11 protein-coding genes are annotated in these 17593 nt (G+C 47.3%); 5 read left to right on the forward strand and 6 right to left on the reverse strand.

Going from position 1 to position 17593, the window contains the following annotated elements; genetic code table 11:
- Positions 1-229 precede the first annotated feature (229 nt).
- Together CIK98_RS02615 and CIK98_RS02620 are read left to right on the forward strand one after the other, a co-directional pair.
- A complete protein-coding gene (locus tag CIK98_RS02615) occupies positions 230-781 on the forward strand; it encodes a porin family protein (protein WP_094382734.1) in 552 nt (183 codons plus the stop codon).
- Positions 782-1095: 314 nt separating this feature from the next.
- Complete coding sequence (locus CIK98_RS02620; RefSeq protein WP_094382735.1) at positions 1096-2517, forward strand: ATP-binding protein; 1422 nt, start codon at positions 1096-1098, stop codon at positions 2515-2517.
- Positions 2518-2609: 92 nt separating this feature from the next.
- Here the strand turns inward: CIK98_RS02620 and CIK98_RS02625 are convergent, their stop codons facing one another.
- The gene (locus tag CIK98_RS02625) at positions 2610-4763 is read right to left on the reverse strand and encodes a helix-turn-helix domain-containing protein (RefSeq protein ID WP_094382736.1); all 2154 of its coding nucleotides are present in this window, start codon (positions 4761-4763) and stop codon (positions 2610-2612) included.
- A 145-nt stretch (positions 4764-4908) separates the two neighbouring features.
- On the opposite strand from CIK98_RS02625, the gene CIK98_RS02630 reads away from it, so the two are divergent.
- The 3 genes from CIK98_RS02630 (at position 4909) to CIK98_RS02640 (ending at position 8713) form a co-directional block, all read left to right on the forward strand.
- Positions 4909-5436 carry an RNA methyltransferase gene (locus CIK98_RS02630; protein WP_094382737.1) on the forward strand — a complete coding sequence of 176 codons (528 nt, stop codon included), beginning with the start codon at positions 4909-4911 and terminating at the stop codon, positions 5434-5436.
- A 93-nt stretch (positions 5437-5529) separates the two neighbouring features.
- The gene (locus CIK98_RS02635) at positions 5530-7035 is read left to right on the forward strand and encodes a succinate CoA transferase (protein WP_094382738.1); all 1506 of its coding nucleotides are present in this window, start codon (positions 5530-5532) and stop codon (positions 7033-7035) included.
- Between the two features lie 25 nt (positions 7036-7060).
- The gene (locus tag CIK98_RS02640; RefSeq protein WP_094382739.1) at positions 7061-8713 is read left to right on the forward strand and encodes an RluA family pseudouridine synthase; all 1653 of its coding nucleotides are present in this window, start codon (positions 7061-7063) and stop codon (positions 8711-8713) included.
- Between the two features lie 218 nt (positions 8714-8931).
- Here the strand turns inward: CIK98_RS02640 and CIK98_RS02645 are convergent, their stop codons facing one another.
- The 5 genes from CIK98_RS02645 to CIK98_RS02665 all read right to left on the reverse strand — a co-directional run bounded on the left by CIK98_RS02645 (position 8932) and on the right by CIK98_RS02665 (position 17550).
- On the reverse strand, positions 8932-10512 hold the full coding sequence (locus CIK98_RS02645) for a S41 family peptidase (protein WP_253249618.1): 1581 nt from the start codon (positions 10510-10512) through the stop codon (positions 8932-8934).
- A 42-nt stretch (positions 10513-10554) separates the two neighbouring features.
- Positions 10555-12507: a DNA topoisomerase IV subunit B gene (locus CIK98_RS02650; RefSeq protein WP_094382740.1), complete on the reverse strand. Its 1953-nt coding sequence runs from the start codon at positions 12505-12507 to the stop codon at positions 10555-10557.
- Between the two features lie 36 nt (positions 12508-12543).
- Positions 12544-13695, reverse strand: coding sequence for an N-acetyltransferase (locus tag CIK98_RS02655; RefSeq protein ID WP_094382741.1), 1152 nt, complete (start codon positions 13693-13695; stop codon positions 12544-12546).
- An 88-nt stretch (positions 13696-13783) separates the two neighbouring features.
- Positions 13784-15037, reverse strand: coding sequence for a class I SAM-dependent methyltransferase (locus tag CIK98_RS02660; protein ID WP_094382742.1), 1254 nt, complete (start codon positions 15035-15037; stop codon positions 13784-13786).
- Positions 15034-17550 (reverse strand): DUF3943 domain-containing protein, encoded by a 2517-nt coding sequence (locus tag CIK98_RS02665; RefSeq protein WP_094382743.1) that lies wholly within the window; start codon positions 17548-17550, stop codon positions 15034-15036. The genes CIK98_RS02660 and CIK98_RS02665 overlap by 4 nt, the downstream gene beginning before the upstream one ends.
- Between the last annotated feature and the right edge of the window lie 43 nt (positions 17551-17593).

Below are 17593 nucleotides of genomic sequence, written 5' to 3' on the forward strand. Positions count from 1 at the left end.
TTAAAAGCGCGGCTGAATCTTCTTCTTGCCATTTAATTATTTAACTTTTTTAGAAGTGGAGAGTCAGCTTATTTCAGTACAAGACAAAACAAAATTAACTATATATTAGAAACAAAAATTTTAGTAAATTTTCTTGCATAAATGGAATATATATATTATCTTTGCACCCAGTATAAATAATGATGCAACTTTAGTAAACTTATTATCAATAATTTTAAAAAAAAAGATTATGAAGAAATTTATGATGATGGTTGCAATGGCATTTGCAACACTTACAGCAAGCGCACAGGCAGAGGCTGGTAAACTTACTCTTAAGCCTCTCGTTGGTATTAACGTTGCCAATATCACCGATGGTGATGGTGATGCAAAGGTTGGTCTTGCAGCCGGTGCAGAGCTTGGCTATCAGCTTAACGAGTCTTTCGCCGTTACCGCTGGTGCTATCTACTCTATGCAGGGTGCAAAGTCTGAAGGAGTAAAAATGAATCTTGATTACATCAACATCCCAATCCTTGCTAATTACTATATCACAAAGGGATTGGCTGTTAAGGCAGGTATTCAGCCCGCATTTAAGGTAAAGTCTGAGGCTAAAGTAGATGTTGTATCTGTAGATATGGATGGTTTTAAATCATTTGATTTCTCAATTCCTGTAGGTCTGTCTTACGAGGTTTCAGATTTCGTAATCGATGCCCGCTACAACTGGGGTATGACCAAGGTGCTTGAGGGATTCGACAGCAAGAACACTGTATTCCAGTTCACTGTTGGTTACAAGTTCGCCCTCTAATTTGATTATACATCAACACAATAAGGCTGCACCCAAATGAGTGCAGCCTTTATTATCTTATGAAAAACTATGTGACTTCTGAATGATTAGAAGAAGAGGTAGCGGTTGTCAACAACCTTGGCCTTCATGTTATAGTGATTCAGAATCTTATTATCGACCGCAAAGTTAGCAAAAAAAAAAGACGAAAGGGACAGGTCCCTGTCTCGTGACAAAAATCGTTAATAAATCAGCGGAAACACAAAATATCTATTAGTTTCCGCATGTTTTTGCACGAAAATCATTAACTTTGCACCATATTTTTAGACATTACGACAATGCTTATAGGTAGAGACAAAGAAAAACAACTACTGCAGAACGCTCTTTCTGAAGAGTATTCACAGTTTATTGCTGTGTATGGAAGACGTCGTGTAGGTAAGACCTTTCTTATACGAGAAGCTTACGGGTACAAATTCGACTTCCAGTTTACTGGTGCAGCAAAACTGACAGCAAGAAAGCAATTGGTAAGATTCCGCAGGACATTAAAAGAACATGGTCAGAAAGATACACCAGAATTAACCAATTGGGGGGATGCTTTCAGCGAACTTAAGCGTTTCATCATAAACTTTCCGGAAGGTAAGAAGGTGATATTCCTTGATGAACTTCCATGGATGGATGCACCGCGTTCTGGTTTCTTGTCAGAATTGGAGTCGTTTTGGAACGATTGGGCATCTGCTCGCAAAGATATTGTTTTTATAGTTTGCGGAAGCAGTACATCGTGGATGGTCAAGAAGATCATCAAAAACAAAGGAGGTCTGCACAATCGCTTGAATCATCGTATATCTCTCAAGCCATTCCCGTTGGGATTGTGTGAGAAGTTAGCACAGTCCAGGGGTCTCGTACTAAATCGCAAGCAGATGCTTGAAGCCTATATGATATTCGGTGGCGTACCTTATTATTGGAGTCTGTTACAGAAAGGAGCAAGCATCACCCAAGAGATTGACAGACTGATATTCTCATCTGATGGGGAACTGCATGATGAGTTTGAGATGCTGTATGCTTCTCTGTTCAAGAAACCAGAACCATACATTAAGGTTATAGGATTGCTGGCAAAAAAGAAGATGGGCATGACTCGACTGGAGCTTCTTGAAGCTGGTGGCTTTGATGATAACGGAGCGTTTACTGAAATTCTGAATGATTTGGAATGGTGTGGGTTTATCCGCAGTTACACCATGATGGGGTATAGAACCAAGTCGGACATCTTCCAGTTGATAGACCACTACACCCTGTTCTATTACGAGTTTATTGATGGGTCACGTCAAGGCTCAAACTATTGGAAGACAATGCTTGGAAGTCCCAAATACAATACATGGTGTGGTTTGGCTTTTGAACGTGCTTGCCTCTGGCATACGGATCAGATCAAGAAAAAGCTGGGCATCAGTGGAATATTGACTAATGAGTATGCATGGCGTTGTCTCCCTAATGAAAAGGAGAACAGGCGTGGTGTTCAGATTGACCTTTTGATCGATCGCAGTGATGGCATTATCGATGTTTGCGAGATGAAATACTCGAAGGAGCCATATTCAATAACATCCGATTATGCAGAGGAACTTGCACGAAAGCGAAATGTTTTCCAAAGCGTGACAGGTACTAAAAGCGCTGTTCATTCTATTATGATCACTACTGATGGACTGGTGCAAAACGAGCATTGGGGTGAGGTACAAGCAGATATACAATTGAACGATTTATATGAACTCTAAGCAATGGCAAACTACGGAACAATACTCGTTGTAGAAAGGGGACACGGACAGGTCCCCTGTCCTGGTTAATTAAAAAATTAAAGAATTAAAAATTAAAGTTTAAAAGTTAACAAGACATTTTCAATCTCATCGTATGTAACATCGGCAGGACAGAGGGCCTTTATGGCACCACGTCCATCGGCAGTGCCAGCCTGTTGTATGGCTTTGCGTATTATTGAGATATGTTCGGGCGAGACAAGCTCTTCAAGGGCTATCTCGCCCGTTTGAATATAACGTCCGAGATGACCTGAAATGGTGGAACGGTTTAGGCCGCGGATGGCTGCCACTTCTTCAACACTATTTCCTTCCTTATATAATTTGAAGCTTGTGACCCAGGTCTTTTCCTTCTCCTCCTTTGGTTTCTTCTCCCTTTCCCTTTTTTTCCTCTCTGGCTTCTCCATCGCCATCACCTGTGCCATCTGTTTCTCCTTAAGGTAAATCTCGATGGAAAAACCTTTTTGCTCGATGGCTTCAAGCAGCAGCATGTGAAAACGGCAGAGCAAGGTTAGCGTAGACAGTGTGTCGTCATATCGGCGTGTGGCTTCTTTATTGTTCGACTGCAACTTTTTCGACACCTCAAGCAAGTGGTCAAACACCTCTTCAATTTTCTTGCGGAAATAGTTCGCACTGTTTCTTACCCTGTCGAGCAACGGCTCGCTCGTTAGTTTCTCGTAACTCATGGAGGCAAGGCCTGCGGTCCATTTGGCGGCTATGTCTGCAATGTCTGTACGGAAAGTCTCCACTGTCTGGCGGTGCATTTGCAACAATTCCGGATTCATCGATGAGAAAAACTCCATCATAAGCCTCAACATGTAGCTCTCGGTAGTCTGTAGCCTTGTAAAGTCGAAAAGCTCCACTATCAGCTTCCGGTAGTAGTCTCTTTTCAGGTCGGGCAGTTGGGCTATGCTTCTTTCTGCCTCAATCTCCTGCCTGTCGATATATCTATCCACTGTCTCGTCGCTGATGATGGCCGACGGTGTAATTTTCGACGCTATCACCACCCCTTGCAGACTTCTGCATCGGCTGAGCGCCACATACACCTGTCCCGGGGCAAACGACCGGCCTGCGTCTATTATTGCCCTGTCGAAGGTCAGTCCCTGACTCTTGTGAATGGTTATTGCCCAAGCCAATCGCAGCGGATATTGACGGAATATTCCCATCACCTCGGTTTTTATTTCCCGCGTCTTCTCGTCTATCGAATAGTGTGCGTTTTCCCATTCCAACGGTACAACTTCTACAGGAGTCTCTTCGCCGGTACACACTACCTTCACCGAATCCTCGTCAAGTTCCACCACCCTTCCAATCTTTCCATTGAAGAACTTCCCGTCGGTGTCGTTTTTCACAAACATCACCTGAGCTCCCACCTTCAGCGTAAGATATTCGGCCGTAGGATATGACATTTCAGGGAACGAGCCCTCTATCTCAGCCCTGTAGGTGAACGGTTTTGTGTTGAGTTTCTTCATCTCGGTGTCGTTATAGTCGTCTGCCATCCTGTTGTGTGTGGTAAGTCGTATATATCCCTCTTCCACCTTCGGACTGAAGGCAGGATTATACCTTGAGTCGAGCATTCCCATGTCTTCTGCCGTTGGCACACCGTCGCGTATATGGTTGAGTATATTCACGAAGGCGGCATCTGCCTGTCGGTATATTTTCTGTAATTGGATGGTCACATAATCAATCTTCTGCAACGCCTTGCTGCCAAAGAAGTAAGGTGTGTCGTAATATCCGTGCAGCATCTCCTCGTCTTCGGGAGTCACCACAGGCGTGAGCTGTGCCAAGTCGCCTATCATCAGCAGCTGGACACCGCCGAAAGGCTGTCTTCCATCGCGGTATCGTCGCAATACGTTGTCGATGGCGTCGAGCAGGTCGCTCCTCACCATACTTATCTCGTCGATAATGAGCAAATCGAGCGAGGCGATAATCTTGCGTTTTTCCTTGCTGAAATCATATTTCTGCTTCATCTTTGCACCAGGAACGTATGGCGAGAGAGGCAGTTGGAAGAAGGAGTGAATGGTCACTCCGCCGGCATTAATGGCAGCTACACCAGTCGGTGCCACTACCACCATCTGCTTTTTGCTTCTCTCCACCACGGTTTTGAGGAAGGTCGTCTTTCCCGTTCCTGCCTTTCCTGTAAGAAAAATACTTTTTCCTGTATGCTCGACAAAGTCCCATGCCTGCCTGAGCTGCTCGTTTCGTTCTTTACTCATAAAAATATAATCTGGGCTTCTCATGCAAAGGTAATGAAAATCATCAACAAAAGATTAGTAATACAAGAAAAAAGACAGTTCATATAACATTATTTAGCATTTATGTTTCTCCATCTCGTTTTTTCTTTGTACTTTTGCAACCGATATGGCACACAACAGAAAACTCCGAACCGTCGAGATGCAACGTCTGACGGTAGAACAATTCCGCGAGGCGGGCAAGACACCGCTTGTGGTAGTACTCGACGACGTCCGCTCGATGTACAACGTGGGCAGCGTATTCCGCACTGGCGACGCTTTCCGCATAGAGGCCCTTTACCTCTGCGGCATAAGCGCGACTCCACCAGCCACAGAGATTCACAAGACTGCCCTCGGCGCCGAGGACAGCGTGGCATGGCGACACTTTGACAACGCACTCGAAGCAGTAGAGCAACTGAAAGGCCAGGGCTACGAGGTGCTGGCCGTAGAACAATGCGATGGAAGCACCAAGCTCAACGAGTTCATTCCCCAAAAGGGGAAACCCTATGCAGTAGTGCTCGGCAACGAGGTAAAGGGCGTACACCAAGAAGTGATAGACCGATGCGACGGATGCCTCGAAATACCACAATTCGGCACAAAACACTCGATGAATGTAAGCGTCACGGCAGGTATTATTATGTATAAGTTCGTTTTTTGAAAGAAAAAACGGAAAATATTTTGTAAGTAGACCATTTTTGACTAATTTTGCAACGTTTTTTTATACAAGCAGTAAATTAACAACGATAATATTATGGCATATACACGTATGACCGCTGCCGAAGCCGCAGCGCTGATCAAGAACGGAGAGAACATTGCCCTTAGCGGATTCACACCATCAGGTGCCGCCAAGGCCGTGACTAAAGAGTTGGCCAAGATTGCCCTCGCCGAACACGAGGCAGGCCGCGAATTCCAAGTGGGCATCTTCACCGGTGCCTCAACAGGACAGAGCACCGATGGTGACCTCGCCAATGCACAGGCCATCCGCTACCGCGCACCTTATACCACAAACCCTGACTTCCGCAAGCACGTGAACATGGGCGAGATAGCCTATAACGACATCCATCTCTCACAGATGGCACAGGAACTGCGTTACGGATTTATGGGACAGGTGGACTGGGCCATACTCGAAGTGTGTGACCTTGAGGAAGGAGAGACCACATGTAAGGCTTATCTCACCTCCGCAGGAGGCATCAGCCCTACAGCCGCACGTTTGGCAAAGCACGTCATTCTCGAACACAACCACTTCCACAGCCCCGATGCCAAATACCTTCACGACGTTTATGAACTGCAAGACCCTCCATATCGCCAGTGGATACCAATCACCAAGGTGGACGACCGCATCGGTACTCCATACGTGGAAATTGACGCATCGAAAATCGTTGGTGTCGTAGAGTGCAACATTCCTGACGAAGCCCGTGCGTTCAAAGACCTCGACCCCGTGACTACACAGATTGGAAACAACGTGGCAGAATTCCTTGCCGCAGACATGAAGCGTGGCATCATACCTTCTACATTCCTCCCGCTACAGAGCGGTGTGGGCACAACGGCTAACGCCATACTCGCAGCCCTGTCGATGGACAAGAACATTCCTGACTTCAACATCTACACCGAGGTGCTTCAGGACGCTGTTGTAGACATGATGCTAAACGGCCGTGTAAAAGTGGCTTCTGCCTGCTCACTCACCGTGACCAACCCAAGCCTCATGAAGGTATATGAGAACATCAACTACTTCAAGGATCATCTCACTCTTCGCCAAAGCGAGATATCCAACTCTCCTGAAATAATACGTCGACTTGGCGTCATCGCCATCAACACCGCACTCGAGTGCGACATCTACGGCAACGCCAACTCAACCCACATCACAGGAACAAAGATGATGAACGGTATTGGAGGTTCAGGCGATTTCGAACGCAACGCCTACATCAGCATCTTCACATGTCCTTCAGTGGCCAAGGGCGGAGCCATCAGCTCTATCGTGCCGATGGTAAGCCACCACGACCACACCGAGCACGATGTCAACATCATCGTCACCGAGCAGGGAGTGGCCGACCTTCGTGGCAAGAGCCCAATCCAGCGTGCAGAGTGTATCATCGAAAACTGCGCTCATCCCGACTATCGTCAACTATTGTGGGACTATCTGAAGATTTCCAAAATGGGACAGACACGCCACAACCTTCCTGCAGCCTTCGCATTCCACGACACTCTCATACGAAAAGGCGACATGCACCTCACCGACTTCGCCGAATACGTGAAATAAGGAGATTAAGGAGTTAACATATTGAATGACAGACACAAAATTTCATAAAATCATAATCTCAGGAGGCGAAGGACAACTACCTTCGCCTCCTGAACATTTTAACAACCCTTTCGACTACAATCCCCATCCCCTTTGCCTGATTGCAGCCGAACAGACTGCCTCATTCATCAATAACAACAATGAATGGAACACCACGCTGTCAAAAGGGAAGATGCTCGGAGTGCTGGTAGTGGAACACCAAGGACAGACAGGATTCCTCGCGGCTTACTCCGGACAAGTGGACATCGCCGACACGACAGGTTTTTTCGTGCCTCCCGTGTTCGACTATCTCCAGCCCGACGGTCATTTCAAGCGCCACGAGGCAGAGATAAGCCTTATCAACAAAAAGATATCCGAACTTGAGAGCAATCCCAAACGCCTGCAGCTGTTCAGGGATATACAAAAAGCCCAAGGCGACGCCCTTCACGAAATAGACGCTTATCGACAGGTGATGTACAAGTCGAAGGCCACACGCAATTTCCTCAGACAGCAAAATCCGAGCGAAGAAGAACTGCTGCGACTTGAACACGAAAGCCAGCACGAGAAGGCCACCTTTGTACGCATAAAACAAAAATGGAAAAAAATCCAGGCTGAACTCGATGCCCAAATGGCAGATAATGACTTAGAGATAGAAAACCTTAAGCACGAGCGCCAACAACGGTCAGAAGAACTTCAGACATGGCTCTTCCGCCACTTTATTATAAGAAACTGTCGAGGCGAGGAACGCGACTTGATGGACATCTTCAAATATTCTCCCACAGGCATGCCTCCCTCGGGTTCAGGCGAATGCTGCGCTCCCAAGCTCTTGCAGTATGCCTTCACCCACGACATGAAGCCGCTCTGTATGGCAGAGTTCTGGTGGGGCGAATCACCCAAGAATATCATCCGCCGCCATTTCGACTTTTATCCCTCGTGCCGCGGCAAATGTTTCCCCATACTCTCTTTCATGCTCGACGGCATGATGCTGGAAAACACTAATGTCAGATACCGCAAAGTGAAAGACATTGAGATTATTTACGAAGATGAGAGCCTATTAGTAGTGCTTAAGCCGGCAGGATTGTTGTCTGTACCAGGGAAAAACGACAGACTATCATTGTTCAGCTTGCTTCTCGAACGTGGATACACTCCGAAGGTCGTACATCGTCTTGACATGGACACCTCCGGCCTCCTTGTCGTGCCTCTCACTGTAGAAGCCCACCACAACCTTCAGCGTCAGTTTTTCAACCGTACGGTCAAGAAGCGCTATGTGGCGATTGTGGAGCCAATGATAGGCATTACACTCGAAGAGGGCGACCACGGCACGATCGACCTCCCGTTGTGTCCCGATCCTTTCGACCGTCCCCATCAGATGATAGACTACGAGTACGGCAAGCGCGCCATCACCGAGTGGCGTGTTGTCAGTCCTCAGCCTTCTTATCTTGGCAGCGGCGAAGTGATGCTTTCTCTCGTGCCTCACACAGGCCGCACCCACCAGCTTCGTGTCCATTGCGCCTCCAGCGAAGGTCTCGCCTCTCCCATCAAGGGCGACCCTCTCTATGGTCATCGTGCCGAGCGCATGTATCTCCACGCCGAGTATCTGGAGTTCTCCCATCCAGTCACCGGCAAGCGAATGCGTTTCACCAGTCCTCCCGGGTTTTAGCTAACTCAACTTTCGTAGGAAAGGGAAGTTAAAGAAGAAGTTTCCTTGAGCGAAGCGAAAAAAGGAAGTTAAAGAAGTTAAGGAAGTTAAAGAAGTTAAGGACGTATGTCAAAGCCCAGAGAACTCCCGAAAGGAAGCGAAAAGACTATTGTCTTTAACTTCCTTAACTTCCTTAACTTCCTTAACTTCTTTAAATACTATAAAAAGGGTGGGAAACCTCAATTCGTTATTTCCTCAATACCTTTTTTCACGATTTCGCTTTCCTCGTTGATTATGGCGAAATATTCGCTCATGTCCCACAGGTCTCGGGCAACGAGGGCTTTTAGCTGTAGTTTTAGTCGAGGCATCGACTTTTCAAGCTCTTCATCGTCCTTTGGCTTTAGATTTTGCTTTGCGGCATCGGCCACCATGCGGTCTATCTCCTCCTGCGGGAACTCGTAGTTCTGCTTGAAGTCGTTGAAGTCAGAGAAACGCTTCTGCAGTGCCTTGCGATTAGCGTCGACATAACGAAGGTTGGTGTTGATGATGAAGCTACGGGCTGACAGCTGACGGTGGAAGTTAGTATATGTCGTAGTGTCAAGTGGCACGAAATGGTCGGGCATGATGCCTCCTCCGCCATACACTGTGCGATGCTTTCGCAAGGTGTAGCACTTCAGCGAGTCGGCAAAATGTATGCTGTCGGCATTGGTAAGCTCACCGTGTTTCAGTCTATTGAGAACGTCCATGGCATAGTCTTCGGCCTTTCCTTTCTCGTATGGCTTTTGTATGCAACGTCCTGAAGGGGTGTAGTAGTGGGCTATGGTGAGACGTATCATCGAACCGTCGGGCAGGTCGATGGGTCGTTGCACGAGTCCCTTTCCGAAGGTTCGTCGTCCTACCACCACTCCGCGGTCTTGGTCTTGCACTGCACCAGTGACGATTTCCGCAGCCGATGCTGTGTATTCATCCACGAGCACAACGATTTTTCCATCCTGAAGTATTCCGTTGCCCTTTGCCCTGTATTCCATTCGTGGCACTCTCCGTCCTGTTGTGTAAACGATGAGGTCGTTTTTTGGCAGCAGTTCGTTTGCGATGTCCACTGCCGCCTGTAGATATCCTCCACCGTTTCCCTCGAGGTCGAGTATAAGGTCGCGCATGCCCTGTTTCTCGAGTTTCATCAGGCTTTCCACAAATTCACGGTGTGTGGTTGCTCCAAAGTTTCCGATACGAATATATCCCACGTTGGGACGAATCATATAAGTGGCGTCGATGGAGTTTACAGGAATTTTGTCGCGTGTGACCTTAAAGGCGAGAGTATCGCTGATGCCTCTTCTCACCACACCGAGCATAACCTTTGTTCCCTTAGGTCCTCTCAGTCTCCTCATGATTTCCTCCTTAGGCATTTTCACGCCGGCAATGGCGGTATCGTTGACACTGACAATTCTGTCGCCGGCCACGATGCCGACTTTTTCTGAAGGACCTCCAGTGACAGGCTGGATAACGAGAAGAGTGTCGTCTATCATGTTAAACTGCACACCGATGCCTTCGAAATTACCAGCCAGTGGTTCGTTCATGGCTTTCACTTCTTTCGGTGTGGAATAGGAGGAGTGAGGGTCGAGTTTTTCGAGCATTCCTCTTATTCCGTCTTCCACGAGTTTTTTTTCGTCGACGCTGTCGACATACAAGCTTTTGATAGCCATTTCTGCAATCTGCAGTTTTCTCAACTGGCTGTCATCGCCAAAATTTAATCTCATCTGTGCCATTGCCGAGATGGAAGTCATCATCATCATGGCCAAACAAAAAGTTTTTATCTTATTCATATTTAATTATTTACATAATTTAAGTTTCGCAAGAAAGGGAAGTTAACTCCCCATCTCCTCCGGCATATCCTCCTCAATCACCAGATTGTCGATGATGAAGTTTTGGCGTTCCATGGTGTTCTTTCCCATGTAGTATTCCAGGAGTTTCTGCACTTGGTCAGTTTTGTGAAGCGTGACTTGTTCGAGACGCATGTCCGGACCAATGAAGTTTACGAACTCTTCAGGAGATATTTCTCCAAGACCTTTAAATCTGGTTATCTCCGGTTCTGGTCCGAGCTGCTCTATTGCCTTCAGTCTTTCCTCTTCGCTATAGCAATATCGTGTTACGAAGTCGCTTTTTTTCTTGTCCTTGACCTGTGCCTCAGCCACTACGTTCTTGTTTTTTATTTTTGTCTTCTTGTTTCTTACTCTGAACAATGGTGTCTGCAACACATAAACGTGTCCTTTCTTTATAAGTTCCGGGAAGAACTGCAGGAAGAATGTGATGATGAGCAGTCTGATGTGCATTCCGTCTACATCGGCATCCGTTGCCACAATCACCTTGTTGTATCTCAGGGTGTCGAGTCCGTCCTCAATGTCGAGTGCAGCCTGAAGCAGGTTGAACTCCTCGTTTTCATACACCACCTTTTTTGTCAATCCGAAGGAGTTGAGTGGTTTTCCGCGCAATGAGAACACAGCCTGAGTGTTTACGTCTCGGCTTTTTGTGATGCTTCCGCTTGCCGAGTCTCCCTCGGTTATGAAAATGGAGCTTTCCTCCTTGCGTTCGTTTTTTGCGTCGCTATAGTGTATGCGGCAGTCGCGTAGCTTTCGGTTGTGCAGGTTAGCCTTCTTTGCCCGTTCCCGAGCCAGTTTTGTGACTCCAGCCATTGCCTTACGTTCCTTTTCGCTTTCCTGTATCTTCTGCAGCATTACGTCAGCCACTTCCTGATTTTTGTGTAGGAAGTTGTCGACTTCGGTTTTTATGAAGTCACCCACATATTTGTTTATGCTCACACCACCTCCAGGAGTCATGGTGAGAGATCCCAGTTTTATTTTTGTCTGACTTTCGAACATCGGTTCCTCCACGTTGATTGCTATTGCCGCAACGAGTCCGTTTCTGATGTCTGTATATTCGAAGTTTTTACTGAAGAATTCCTTTATTGTCTTTGCGATATGCTCTTTAAATGCGCTTTGGTGAGTGCCTCCCTGTGTGGTGTGTTGTCCATTGACAAACGAGTGGTATTCCTCTCCATACTGGTTTGCGTGGGTGAATGCGATCTCGATATCCTCTCCTTTTAAATGGATGATGGGATAAAGTCCGTCGCCCGTCATGGTGTCGTTGAGCAAGTCTTTGAGTCCGTTTCGGCTTAGTATTCTCCTTCCGTTATACATTATGGCAAGCCCCGTGTTAAGGTAAGTGTAGTTGCGGAGCATTGTCTCAATGATATCGTCGTGGAACTGGTAGTTGATAAACAAGGAGTTGTCAGGTTCGAAGAAGATGTAAGTTCCGTTTTCGTCGTCTGTAGGTTCAGTGTTGTCAGATGTGATGATACCTTTTTCGAAAGTAGCCGTTCTTACCATGCCGTCTCTATACGATCTCACCTCAAATCTTGAGCTGAGAGCGTTCACAGCCTTCACGCCCACACCGTTTAGTCCCACGCTTTTTTTGAAAGCCTTTGAGTCATACTTTCCACCAGTGTTGAGCACGCTTACAGCCTCAATCATCTTTCCCTGCGGTATTCCTCGTCCGTAGTCTCTCACCGAGACTCTCAATTGTTCGTCAACATTAATTTCTATTCGGTCGCCTGCGTGCATTTTAAATTCGTCGATAGAGTTGTCTATCACTTCTTTTAGGAGCACGTAGATACCGTCTTCAGGCAGCTGTCCGTCGCCTAATCGTCCGATGTACATACCAGGTCTTGTACGCACATGCTCCATGTCTGACAGGTGTCTGATGTTGTCGTCGGTATATTCTACCGTAGACTGTTGTTGGTTATGAAGTAATTCGTCGTCCATAAATTTCAAATAAAAAAACCGCTCCTCTCACCTCACTTAAAAAATCTTCTTCACATAACATCTGCGTCGCTTGTGGTTTTCAGGTTTCAGTGGTCCCCACTGGCTCTGCACGTTTTCGTTGGTTTCCATCTCCACTTGGCTTTCTCCCCACTTGTATCCATATTTTTGGTACCAAGGAATGAGGTCTGCAAACATCAGTGCGTTTGCGCCTTTAGCCCTGTATTCTGGCAGCACTCCCATGAGCAGCAAGTCCACGCCCTCAGTCTTTTGGAATTTCAGTGCTCTGATCACATGCCACCATCCGAAAGGGAATAGACGTCCGTTTCGGCATTTTTGGAATGCCCTTGAAAGTGAAGGAATTGTGATTCCGACTCCCACCACCTTTTTGTCTTCGGTGTTCCAGTCTTCTACGAGTGTGATAAGGTTGAGGTCAGCCATCGGGAGATACATTTTCACATAGTGGTCTATCTGTTTCTGCGATAGTTCAGAATATCCGTAGAGGTCTTTGAAAGTATCGTTGATGATAGAGAAGATTCTCTGTCCGTATCCTTCCTTAAACACTTCCCTTCGTGTGAGTTTTTTTACATGAAGGTTGTATCTTTTCTCAATCATCTGTGCGATTTTGGTATATTTCTCAGGAATCTCCTTTGGCACATACATTTTAAACTCGACATAGTCGTTGTCCTTTTCCCATCCATCCATCTGTTCCATGTGTTTTGGATAGTAGTCGTAGTTGTATATCGTGGCCTGTGTTCCGAGCTGGTCGAATCCCCATGTGAGCATTCCTTCAGGGTCCATATCTGTAAAACCGAGCGGTCCTACAATTTCCTTCATTCCCTGTTGTCTTCCCCAATCCTCAACAGCCTTTAGGAGCGCCTTTGACACATTGGTGTCGTCGATGAAATCTATCCATCCGAACCTTACTCTGCTTTGGTTCCATCGTTTGTTAGCTTTTTCGTTGATGATGGCAGCCACTCGTCCCGCCACCTTTCCGTCCTTGTATGCAAGGAAATATTGCGCCTTGCAGAAGTCGAAAGCGGGGTTTTTATCTTTCGACAGAGTGTTTATTTCGTCGCTATGCAGGTTTGGAACGTCATATTCGTTTCCACGATAGAGGTCGTAGTGGAACTGGATGAATTTCTCCAATTCTTTTTTGTCATTAACTTTTACAATTTTTATTTCTGACATGATTGGCAGTATTTTCAATGTTATAATTGCGTGCAAAGATAGCGAAAAAAGCTATGATAACAAAATAATTGAATGTTTTTTTATGTTTTCACGTCTTTTTCAACACTTTCTTGCATATTATGAGTCTATGCTGGTTGTCTTCAAAGGTAGTGGCAAATATGTAGACATCTCCGCCGTCCTTTAGTTTTAGTTTTTTGCGCAGTTCAGCGGTGGTGAGAGGGAAGTTGCGTACTGTAATGTTTGCACTCTTGATATCCGCCAGTGCATCCTTCATTTCACGCTTGTTCATCGTTGTTATCCTTACGATATGAAAACTCCTTCCCGGAAAGTCTTTCACCTCATGGTCTGACACAAACAGATGGCTGTTTGCCGACACTTGGCAAACTCCAAACCTCTCTGCTATCATGTCGAAACATCCTATTTTCATCAGCGAGGAGTTGGGCTCGTAGAGGAAAGAGGGATTTTGGAGGGTGGAGAATACCGAATAGTCTAATATGTTTCTACGGCTCTCGGTATTGTCTTTAACTTCTTTAACTTCCTTAACTTCTTTAACTTCCCCATCATTACCCCTTATATCCACACACACGATTTCTATCGCCTCCGCTTTTTCGGGTGTCATTACCAAGAGGAGTTCTTTGCACTCGTTGTTCACCGACACTGCATGCACCTCGCTCACGTTCTCCTCTCCAAGGTCGCTTACGGCTTTTCTCCAGTCGAGCATGGGCGAGAGTTTTATCATGACCTTGCTGGCCTTTTCCAACAAAAGGGATTTTAGGGTCACGACATTGGGAGTGCAGTCGGCAATGGCAAATGTGCGGGCGCCATGGGCATCGCGACGTGCCGGATCGAGATAAATAAGGTCTACACGAGGCATTGTCTTTAGCCACGACTCCGCTTCGTCACACACCACTTCAGCCTGTGTGAGTCCCAACAATTTGAAGTTATGTGTAGCTATGTCACAAAGCCTTTGCTGGCGCTCCACGTATATAGCCTTGCCAAATCGGCTTGCGAGGAAAGAGAAGTCTACACCGAAGCCTCCTGTCAAGTCGGCAAAAGATGAAATGCCGCCATCTTGACATACAAAACGCTCTAAAAGGCTTTGCTTGTAAAGGGCTGTGGCTTCGCTGGAACACTGCTCCATGGAGAGATGTGGCGGGAAGATGATGCCTTCGATGGCATGCCACGAAGGCAGTTTCTTGCGTGCCGACTGTCGCCCCGCAATCTGGTCGAGGGCAAACGGGAGGTCGATGTCCGGCTTCCCGTGTGCCGCCAGTGCCAATGTCCTTATGTTGTCGTTGGCATGTCGTGATATGAATAGTCTTGTAGCCTCGTTTGTTATCATAGTCTGAAAGTTAGTCCAAGGCTCACCTCGTAGGTCTTTGCCTTCACATTATCGTGATACTTATAGAATGTGTCGCGGTAATAGTATGAGCCTGAAAGGTTTAGGGCTACATTTTCGCCCAGTGTAAGCAACATTCGCGGATTAATGACAAGTAGCGTGGCGTTGCCCTTGTCGCCTTGGGCATTGAGATATATGGGGTCGATGGTCTCCAGGTCCTTGCCCTCGTAGCCCTTCCATGTGTAGATGCGATAATAGTGGGCGTTGAGGTACAGACATCCAACACGTCCGAAATCGAGAATGGTGTTTGCCTTCACGCTGAATCCGCTGCCGAGGTTGTAGTCGCGGTCTATCACGTTATAGTGGTCGCTGAGCGAACCGCCGAGCAGTATTCCGCTGAGGAAGATGCGCTGTTCGAGACTTGAGAGATTGCCGATGCGGGGGAATTTGTAGATGACTCCAGGACCTACCGACGCTGCCTCTGAGATGCGGAACGGCACGAGATTGGTGCCGTCCTTCACTGGCTGTGAGTCGAAGTAGTTGAAATGCTGGAAGATACCTATTTCGGTTGTCATGTTTTTGCCTGCCGCAAGAGGTACTCCCCATAGTCGTCCAAGCAGGTGTACACCACTGATGAGCGGCTGGTTGCCACTGAAGTTTAGGGTAAGGTCGGCGGTGAAATAGTCGTAAGGCTTTGTTGTTTCCTCGTTATACGGGTCGCCATACTGCAGGAGAAGGTTGACAAACGGCGAGTGTTCGCCCCGCGAAAAAGAGTTGTTGTCGGCAAGATAACGGTCGCCCACGGTGATGCCGAGTCTCACGGGTATACTGTTGTAGTCGTGATACTTGGCATTGTCGTGTCTCACCCTCCATGCGTCGCCGTGGATGATTCGGTTCAGCCCCTTTATTGGACAGACAAGTGTGCTCAGAAACTCACGCATGAATCGCGGGAAGCCACGCTTACTGTCGTCGAGAATAAGGTCTGAAAGCCTATACGTCACCTCTCCGATGCAGATGCCGCCCATGGTTGTGGCCATGAGGTCGTTGATGGCAGGCGGCTCTATCTCGCAGATGGTTTCCCACATAAGGCTTCCGCAGAACGAGAATGGTGCCGACTCCCAGAATGTCAAGCCGTTGCTGCGTGCCGCGTTAAAATACAAGCCTCCGTGATAGGGATGTGCGAAGAGATTGGTGGAAAACTGGTCGTTGTCCCACACAAATCCCGTCTCTAAATTATGTTTTACGGTATGTATGCTGATTTTCGCAAACTCCTCGTTCATCACATAACTGTCAAACGCCCACACTCCGGCATTGATGCCAAACACCTCAAGGGCTGCAAGCCAGGGGCGTTTTGGGGAGGATAGAGGATAGTTGGCAGTAGATAGATAAGACGATTCTCTATCCTCTTCACTCTTCCTTCTACCGTCTTTATTAAAATACTTCAACGTCACTCCCGCCTCTAAGATGGCTCGGGTGCGATAGTGCGAGGCATGGTGATAGTAGCGGGTGTCGCCTACGCCTATACTGGCAAAGGCACCAAGTGTGGGAGTGATCTGACAGTCAGCGTTAATACGGGCCTGAAGCGAGTAGAGGCGTTCGGGGGTTGAGGCAGCCTCGTCGGCAAAGGTCTCTATATGATAGAAGCCCACATCGCCACTCAAGCTCCAACGGGGCGACAGCTGGAAGTACTGGCCTATGCGGTAGAAGAGTGCGGCGGAGAACTTCTCGTCGAGACCCATGAAATGGGTTCCCACACCTAATATATTATATGTGGAACGGTTGCGGAAACGGACGCCAATGTTTCCTTTCGTCGACGTGCCGCCATAGAGAAGCATGTCGATACGGGTCTTTGGATTGACGTTCACAAGTCCTATCTTGTGTGCCACCGTGTCGCGACTGTAGTTTATGATACCAACCTGTACTCCTCGGGGATGGCTGTTGCAGGCATTGAACAGTCCGAACTGCGAACCATTAAGGGTGTCGGCAAAATTATAAATGGCAAACTGCGCGCCTCGCATATACGACGAACTGACATTCGCCACGCTTGCCAGTTGCAGTCCCTTTTCCACACCCATCGACACATTGGTGAGTCCAGCCAGCTGTACTCCGCGCATCGGTGTGGCAGAAGCATTGGTGAATCCGGCCATCTGCAGTCCGTTGACATGCTTTGCAATGTTTGACACTCCAGACCATTGCACGCCACGCATGTCGCCATCTACACCGTTGACGAATCCAGCCACTTGCAGTCCGGAAGCCTTTCCCCTGGTCAGGGCAGAGAGCATGCCGAAGTTCACTCCCTTCATCTCGCCCCTTGCCACACTGGTAAAGACGCTTGCCTGCACGCCGTTGAGTGTGTCGACATTACCGAAAAGGGCTATATTGAACTTGCTATTGAGAAGAGAGTCGGCAGTCTTCTTGTTCACGCCAACACCAATATTCCCGAACCTGTATTTCTGTGCGGATACACTAACGGTCATGATGACCAAAACAGCCAAAAACAATCTTCTGTTCCTCATAAACGTTACTTTTTTTAGGATTTACGCTGCAAAATTAGCAAAA

It is taken from the genome of Prevotella sp. P2-180 (assembly GCF_002251435.1).
Lineage (GTDB): Bacteria > Bacteroidota > Bacteroidia > Bacteroidales > Bacteroidaceae > Prevotella.

Excerpts from the sequence above, each read along its gene's own strand:
- CIK98_RS02655 (WP_094382741.1), bottom strand. The coding sequence starts at position 13,695 with ATGTCAGAAATAAAAATTGTAAAAGTTAATGACAAAAAAGAATTGGAG.
- CIK98_RS02660 (WP_094382742.1), bottom strand. The coding sequence starts at position 15,037 with ATGATAACAAACGAGGCTACAAGACTATTCATATCACGACATGCCAAC.
- CIK98_RS02665 (WP_094382743.1), bottom strand. The coding sequence starts at position 17,550 with ATGAGGAACAGAAGATTGTTTTTGGCTGTTTTGGTCATCATGACCGTT.
- CIK98_RS02640 (WP_094382739.1), top strand. The coding sequence starts at position 7,061 with ATGACAGACACAAAATTTCATAAAATCATAATCTCAGGAGGCGAAGGA.
- CIK98_RS02625 (WP_094382736.1), bottom strand. The coding sequence starts at position 4,763 with ATGAGTAAAGAACGAAACGAGCAGCTCAGGCAGGCATGGGACTTTGTC.
- CIK98_RS02615 (WP_094382734.1), top strand. The coding sequence starts at position 230 with ATGAAGAAATTTATGATGATGGTTGCAATGGCATTTGCAACACTTACA.
- CIK98_RS02635 (WP_094382738.1), top strand. The coding sequence starts at position 5,530 with ATGGCATATACACGTATGACCGCTGCCGAAGCCGCAGCGCTGATCAAG.
- CIK98_RS02645 (WP_253249618.1), bottom strand. The coding sequence starts at position 10,512 with ATGAATAAGATAAAAACTTTTTGTTTGGCCATGATGATGATGACTTCC.
- CIK98_RS02620 (WP_094382735.1), top strand. The coding sequence starts at position 1,096 with ATGCTTATAGGTAGAGACAAAGAAAAACAACTACTGCAGAACGCTCTT.
- CIK98_RS02650 (WP_094382740.1), bottom strand. The coding sequence starts at position 12,507 with ATGGACGACGAATTACTTCATAACCAACAACAGTCTACGGTAGAATAT.
- CIK98_RS02630 (WP_094382737.1), top strand. The coding sequence starts at position 4,909 with ATGGCACACAACAGAAAACTCCGAACCGTCGAGATGCAACGTCTGACG.